Origin of the sequence: Paraburkholderia sp. BR10954 (genome assembly GCF_040965775.1) — a bacterium.
Lineage (GTDB): Bacteria > Pseudomonadota > Gammaproteobacteria > Burkholderiales > Burkholderiaceae > Paraburkholderia > Paraburkholderia youngii.
The window spans coordinates 1-6,621 of sequence record NZ_JBFRCK010000099.1 but is presented as its reverse complement, the minus strand read 5'-3'; the positions used below and the strand labels follow the sequence as shown (position 1 = coordinate 6,621).

7 protein-coding genes are annotated in these 6,621 nt (G+C 63.6%); all 7 read left to right on the top strand.

Features of this window, described 5'->3' with window-relative positions; translation table 11 throughout:
- Positions 1-58 precede the first annotated feature (58 nt).
- A complete protein-coding gene (locus AB4Y34_RS40330; RefSeq protein ID WP_368719162.1) occupies positions 59-457 on the top strand; it encodes a hypothetical protein in 399 nt (132 codons plus the stop codon).
- Positions 458-1,001: 544 nt separating this feature from the next.
- A complete protein-coding gene (gene phnC, locus AB4Y34_RS40325) occupies positions 1,002-1,910 on the top strand; it encodes a phosphonate ABC transporter ATP-binding protein (RefSeq protein WP_176379314.1) in 909 nt (302 codons plus the stop codon).
- A gap of 59 nt (positions 1,911-1,969) precedes the next feature.
- A complete protein-coding gene (phnD, locus tag AB4Y34_RS40320; protein WP_368719161.1) occupies positions 1,970-2,947 on the top strand; it encodes a phosphonate ABC transporter substrate-binding protein in 978 nt (325 codons plus the stop codon).
- Positions 2,944-3,783: a phosphonate ABC transporter, permease protein PhnE gene (gene phnE / locus AB4Y34_RS40315; RefSeq protein ID WP_176379312.1), complete on the top strand. Its 840-nt coding sequence runs from the start codon at positions 2,944-2,946 to the stop codon at positions 3,781-3,783. Before phnD ends, phnE begins: the two co-directional genes overlap by 4 nt.
- A 322-nt stretch (positions 3,784-4,105) precedes the next feature.
- A complete protein-coding gene (locus tag AB4Y34_RS40310) occupies positions 4,106-4,399 on the top strand; it encodes a hypothetical protein (protein ID WP_255208745.1) in 294 nt (97 codons plus the stop codon).
- Complete coding sequence (gene mdtN, locus AB4Y34_RS40305) at positions 4,396-5,445, top strand: multidrug transporter subunit MdtN (RefSeq protein ID WP_176379311.1); 1,050 nt, start codon at positions 4,396-4,398, stop codon at positions 5,443-5,445. The genes AB4Y34_RS40310 and mdtN overlap by 4 nt, the downstream gene beginning before the upstream one ends.
- 1 nt (position 5,446) lies before the next feature.
- On the top strand, positions 5,447-6,621 hold a 1,175-nt coding region (locus AB4Y34_RS40300), incomplete at its 3' end, for an FUSC family protein (RefSeq protein ID WP_368719163.1).

Here is a 6,621-nt window from a genome sequence, read left to right as displayed (position 1 = left end):
CATCCAGACCTCGACAGAATTTGCAGGAAACTACCCATAATCTGCCAGGTTCCTGCAAATGCATCAACAACTTTCCGCTTCAAACCCTTGCTGCAAAAGGCTCTCCGGATTGTTCAGGTTCGACTATCTAGGCGGTGGTGGATTCGGAGACTTCGATTGTTACGAAGATCATGCCAGGAGCGTGGAGGCTGATAACAAGAAGGTTTCTAATGCAATTTTGGTCGCGCACGGCGTTTCCAGAACGAACAAGATCGAGTTGATCCGTTATATGCGAGTGCAAGATGACGCTGTGAAAGCTTGCGATCTTGCGATTAAAATCGAATATCCGTCAGCAAAGGAAAGAGCAAAAAGAAATCACATAGAACTATATGATGTGATGGCGGCCCGTTGCCACTATTCAATTCGGAAGCAGCAAAACGACTTCCTGCGCGACCTCGATTCGATCAAAACGGATTGAAGATCATATAGACGCACGTCAACCATGCCCCCGCTTCGGCGGGGCTTTCATTTGGGCGGTGCGTCGTGGCAGATCGCGCGCCGTGTCACGCGACGAACCGGCACCACCACTTCGCATAGGCCATGTCGCCGATGAACTCGATACAACTATTAACGACTGTGTCGGGTATCTCGATTTCTATTGCATATTCCTGCTGGCGCAGGGCGAAAAAAAGGCGGCATTGCGCCGCCTTTATCGACAGGGATCGAAACTGGTTAGTGTTGCGTCCACGAAGCATCCATCGCCGCCAGTTTCGCGTTCACGCCTTCCGTAGCGTCAGCGAGAATCGCAAATCATGTCATCCGTATGTCACTCTCCGTTCAAATCAGCGACTTCAAGCTGACTTCGTTCTGCCATCCCGACGACACATGACGCCGCGGGAAAATTCGACACAGAAAGATATAGTCGTCTAGACGTTGCGATGCCTTCACTCAACCGTCACAGTCGCTTTCTAGAATGAGCCCCACACATGCCGGCAGTGTCCGGATGCATCGAGGGAATACAGATGGAAGCAATCCGGGAAGCTATTCGAATCGAACGTTTGAGCAAAACGTTCGGCAACGGCCGTAAAGCGCTCGACGAAATCGATCTGCGCGTCGCACCCGGTGAAATGGTCGCGCTGATCGGCGCGTCGGGCTCGGGGAAATCGACGTTGCTGCGGCATATCGCGGGCTTTACCGCGTCGGACGCGCAGCCGTCGCAGATCGAGATTCTCGGCCGGCCGATCCAACAGAATGGCCGCATCGTGCGTGAAGTGCGCAGCATTCGCCGCGACATCGGCTTCGTGTTCCAGCAGTTCAATCTGGTGAACCGGCTGTCGGTCGAAACCAACGTGCTGATCGGCGCGCTCGCGCGTCTGCCGTGGTGGCGGCGTCTCTCCGGCCGCTTCCCGCGCGCGGAGCGCGCGTTGTCGCTGGCCGCGCTTCACGAGGTCGGCATCGGCGAGCATGCATGCGAGCGGGCCGCGAACCTGTCGGGCGGTCAGCAGCAACGGGCCGCGCTCGCGCGGGCGCTCGTGCAGCGCGCGCAAATCGTGCTCGCCGACGAGCCGATCGCGTCGCTCGATCCCGAGTCGTCGCGCCGCGTGATGGACATGCTGCAAGCGCTGAACGTCGAGCATCGGATCACGGTGCTGGTGTCGCTGCACCAGGTCGACATCGCGATGCAGTACTGCCCGCGCACGATCGCACTGCGTCGCGGCAAGGTGGTTTACGACGGCCCTTCCAATGCGCTGACGCCGGCACTGCTAAAGAAACTCTACGGCGACGATGCGCGCGAACTGTTCGACGACGCGACACACGACGCCGACGACACTCACGACGCCCCCGACACCGCCGCCGCCCCCGCGCGGCCGGACACCGGCCCCGCCGCCGCGCGCTACGCGTTCGCGCTGAACGCTGCGCCGTCGAACTGAATCGCGCACGCCATCGCGTCCTCTTGTTTCTCTCCATCCACTCAACCGGACCTCAACCGATGAAACTCCTGCGCTCCCTGATCACGCTCGCGGCCGGCGCTGCCGCTTTCACCTGTGTCGCCGCGGCCCACGCCGAGGACATCAACCTCGGCATCATCTCGACCGATTCGTCGGCGGTGCTCAAGCAACGCTGGGAACCGCTGATCGAAGACATGAAGAAACAGACCGGCCTGGACGTGAAGGCATTCTTCGCGACCGATTACGCGGGCATCATCGAAGGCATGCGCTTCAACAAGGTGCAGGTCGGCTATTTCGGCAATGCGTCGGCGATCGAAGCCGTCGATCGTTCGAATGGCGAAGTATTTGCCAAAGTCGAGCACGCGGACGGCCAAAGCGGCTACTACTCGCTGCTGATCACCAATGTGAACAGCCGCTTCAAGACGCTCGACGACGTGTTCAAGGACACGAAGAGCGTCACGCTCGGCTTCGGCGATCCGAACTCGACCTCGGGCACGCTGGTGCCGGGCTACTACCTGTTCGCGAAGCACAACGCGCCGGTCAAAACGTCGTTCAAGAGCGTGCTGCCGTCGAGCCATGAGGCGAATCTTCTGGCCGTCGTCAACAACAAGATCGACATCGCGACCAACAACAGCGAGATGATGGACACGCTCAAGCAACAGCATCCGGACAAATACGCGCAGGTGCGCGTGCTGTGGACCTCGCCGCTGATTCCGTCGGACCCGCTCGTGTGGCGCAAGGATCTGCCTCAAGCGACGAAGGACAAGCTGCGCACATTCTTCCTGAACTACGCGAAGACCGATCCGCACGAAAAAGCGGTGATGGCCGCCATCACCGGATACAGCGGCTTCTCGGCATCGTCGGATCAGCAACTGCTGCCGATCCGCCAGATCGTGCTGTTCCAGCAGAAGCAGAAGATCGAGAACGATACGCATCTGTCCGATAGCGACCGCAAGACGCAATTGGCCGCGCTCGACGCGAAGCTGAGCGCGCTCGGCGCCGCACAGCAGAAGCAATGAACACGGCGGATCTGATCGTGTCGCCTGCGCGCGCGAGCGAAGCGGCCGCCGCGCAGGCGGCGCAAGCGAAAGGTCGTGCCGGCAAGCGCAGCTGGTGGTCGTTGCTCGGCTGGATCGCGGTGCTTGCGGTGCTCGGCGGCGCGTGGCACGGCGCCGACATGCGTCCGCTCGATCTGCTCAGCGACTCCGCCAACATGGGCGAGTTCGCGGCGGACTTCTTTCCGCCCGACTTCACCGAGTGGCGCACCTACTTGCACGAGATGTACGTGACGCTGGCAGTCGCGATCTGGGGTACCGCGCTTTCGCTCGTCTGCGCGGTGCCTTTTGGACTGATGTCCTCCCACAATCTCGCGCCGCAATGGGTACTGCAACCGGTGCGCCGCCTGATGGACGCGTGCCGCGCGATCAATGAAATGGTCTTCGCGATGCTGTTCATCGTCGCGGTCGGCCTCGGGCCGTTCGCCGGCGTGCTCGCGCTGTGGGTGCATACGACGGGCGTGCTCGCCAAGCTGTTCGCCGAAGCGGTCGAGGCAATCGATCCGCGCCCGGCCGAAGGCGTGCGCGCCACCGGCGCGACGCGCCTCGACGAAATCGTCTATGCGGTGCTGCCTCAAGTGCTGCCGCTGTGGATCTCGTACGCGCTGTATCGCTTCGAATCGAACGTGCGCTCGGCGATGGTGGTCGGCATGGTCGGAGCGGGTGGCATCGGGGTCGTGCTGTACGAGGCGATCCGCTCGTTCAACTATGCGCAGACGGCCGCCGTGATGATCATGGTGATCGTCGTCGTGACGGTGATCGACCTCGGCTCGGCGTGGTTGCGTGAGCGGGTGATCTGAACACCGTTGGAGCGCACCGCGCTTCAGTTCTGAAAGACAACGGGCAAAGCGTACGGCGCTTTGCCCGTTTTTCATTGTCTCCCCGGTTCACATTTGCCTTCGACTTGCCGACAGCACACTTCCCTGGAAAGTCTTCCGCCAGCCAGCAACGCCTCGTCCCCTTTTCCGCGCCGGGCTCCTGGTGTATTTATGGAGGCGAGAAAGTACCTCGGACTATCCAATCGACCGTCGGCTACTGGTAAAGTCCTCTTCAGACATTCCGATTCTCGCAACGCGCGACGATCGTGTCGCTGCGGCGATGCCCTGCTCGGCCTTGGAACGTATGACAAACGTAGCTATGCGCGGCATCCAGCGTCTGGCGGTCATCGCCGCCCCGAGCCTGTTGCTGGCCGGGTGCGTGCTGCGCGGCGCGCCATCGTTCGAGATCTTCGGCGCGTACTTCCCTATCTGGCTGCTCGGCGGCGTAATAGGCCTGCTCGCGGCGCTACTCGCCCATCGCCTGTTCGTTGCGACCGGCTGGGCATCGATCGTCCCGCTTCAGCTTTCCGTCTGCCTCGCGATCGGACTCACGGTCGCGGTGCTCGTCTGGCTTTCGGGCACAGGACACCTGCTATGAAAATGGCCGGCACATCGAGGGCTCCGCTCAAAGGCCGCCTGATCGCGGGCGCGATTATCCTGATCGGCCTTGCGGCCGCGTATTTCGCCTACGACCGCACGACGCGCTTCCCCTCCACCGACGACGCGACGATCGACGCCGACGTCGTGCATATCGCGACGCCGGTCGGCGGACGCATCGTCAGGCTCGCGGTGCAGGAAAACCAGCGGGTCGCACAAGGCGACCTGCTGTTCGAAATCGATCCCGTGCCGTACCGCCTCATCGTCGCGCAGGCGCGGGCCGATCTCGAGCTCGCGCGCGCAGCGCTCGAAACTCGCCGCAGGACGATCACGGGCGAGCGCGCCAACGCGGCGGTCGCCGGCGATCAGGCCAGCAAGGCGGCGCACACCTACGCGCTCGCGACGCGCAACGTGGAGCGCCTCACGCCGCTGGCGGCGAAAGGCTACGTACCGGCCCAGCAACTCGATCAGGCGCAGGTTGCGCAGCACGAAGCCGGGCTGTCGCTCAGTCAGGCGCGCGAGCAGAAGCAGGCGAGCGCCCAGACGATCGGCGACGATGCCGATGCGATCGCCGCCGTGCACGCGCGCGAAGCCGCGCTCGCGCTCGCCCAGCACAATCTCGATGAAACCGTGGTGCGCGCGCCGCACAACGGCTACGTCACCGGCCTTTTCGTGCTGGCCGGTGAAACGGTCGCACCGAATCAGTCGATCTTCACCCTCGTCCACGCGGACGAATGGTTCGCTGTCGCGAACTTTCGCGAAGGCGCACTCTCACGGATCGCGCCTGGCGATTGCGCGACCGTGTATTCGATGATCGACCGCAGCCAGCCGATTCACGGCAAGGTCGTCGGCATCAGCGCAGGGGTCTCCGATACGGATCGGCTCAACCTGCCGCGCTCGCTGCCGCTGGTGCAGTCGTCGGTGAACTGGGTGCGGGTTGCGCAGCGCTTCCCGGTGCGCGTGCTGCTCGACGAACCGGCCGAGCGACTGGTGCGCGTCGGCGCGAGTGCGATCGTCGAGGTGAGGCATGGCGCGGCGTGCCGTTGACATGGACAGCGCGGCCGCCGCCGGTTACGTCGAGCGTCCGCTGCGGCCCGGCGTCGCCGACCTGTTCAAACTCCTTGCGCCTTTTCCCGGACGCGCCGCGACCGCGGCACGCGTCGCGCTGATCTGCGCGCTGACGGTATGGGTCACGAGCGCGTACGGCACGCCCGAAGCGGCACTGTCGGCCTACATCGTGTTCTTCATGATCCGGCCCGACCGGACCACCAGCTTCGTGACCGGCGTAGCGCTTCTGGTGCTCGTCAGCATCGTTATCGGACTCGTGCTGGCGGTGGCCATCGTCGTGGTCGACTATCCGCCGTTGCGCGTCGCCGCCATGGCCTTGCTGTCGGCGAGTCTGCTGTTCGTCACGTCGGCAAGCAAGCTACGGCCGGTGGGCGCCATCGTCGCGATGATCGTCGGCTTTGCGCTCGACCAACTGGGCCGCGTGCCGGTCGGCGAACTGGCGACTCGCGCGCTGCTGTATGCGTGGCTGTTCGTCGCGATTCCGGCCGGTATGTCGGTCGCAGTCAGTCTCGTGTGCGCGCCGTCGCCGCGTCGGCTCGCGTCGCGCGAACTGGCCGAACGTCTGCGCCTCGCCGCGCGTGGCCTGCGCGAACCCGCCGCCACGCGCGATGCGCTCGACGCGGCGCTGCGCAAAGGCAACGCGGAGATCGGCTCGTGGCTGAAGATGTCCGCTCTGGAAGGAACGTCGCTGCGAGCCGATGTCGTTGCGCTCCAACGTGCCGCGGTGTCGAGCGTCATGCTGCTAGCCGCGGTCGACCTCGCGTGCGGCGAAGCGTCGGCGCGACTGCCGGCTTCGTTCGTCGAACCGATCGCGACTACGCTGGAGGAGATGGCGCGCATGCTCGACGCTGGCGGCTACCCGGTCGACATCGAACTGACGTTGCCCTCGTCGGCGCCGCTCACTCCGCTCGCACGTGCGGTAGCCGACACGCTGCACGACACGATCACGCGGTTTGCCGAGCCCACTGTCGAATCCGAAGCCGCGCACGACGCGCCCTCGCAACCGGCTCCGCCCGCGCCGCACGCCGGCTTCTTCGCCGCCGACGCTTTCACGAATCTCGACCACGTCCGCTACGCGCTGAAGACCACCGTCGCGGCGATGTTCTGCTATCTGCTGTACTCGCAGCTCGACTGGCCCGGCATCCACACCTGCTT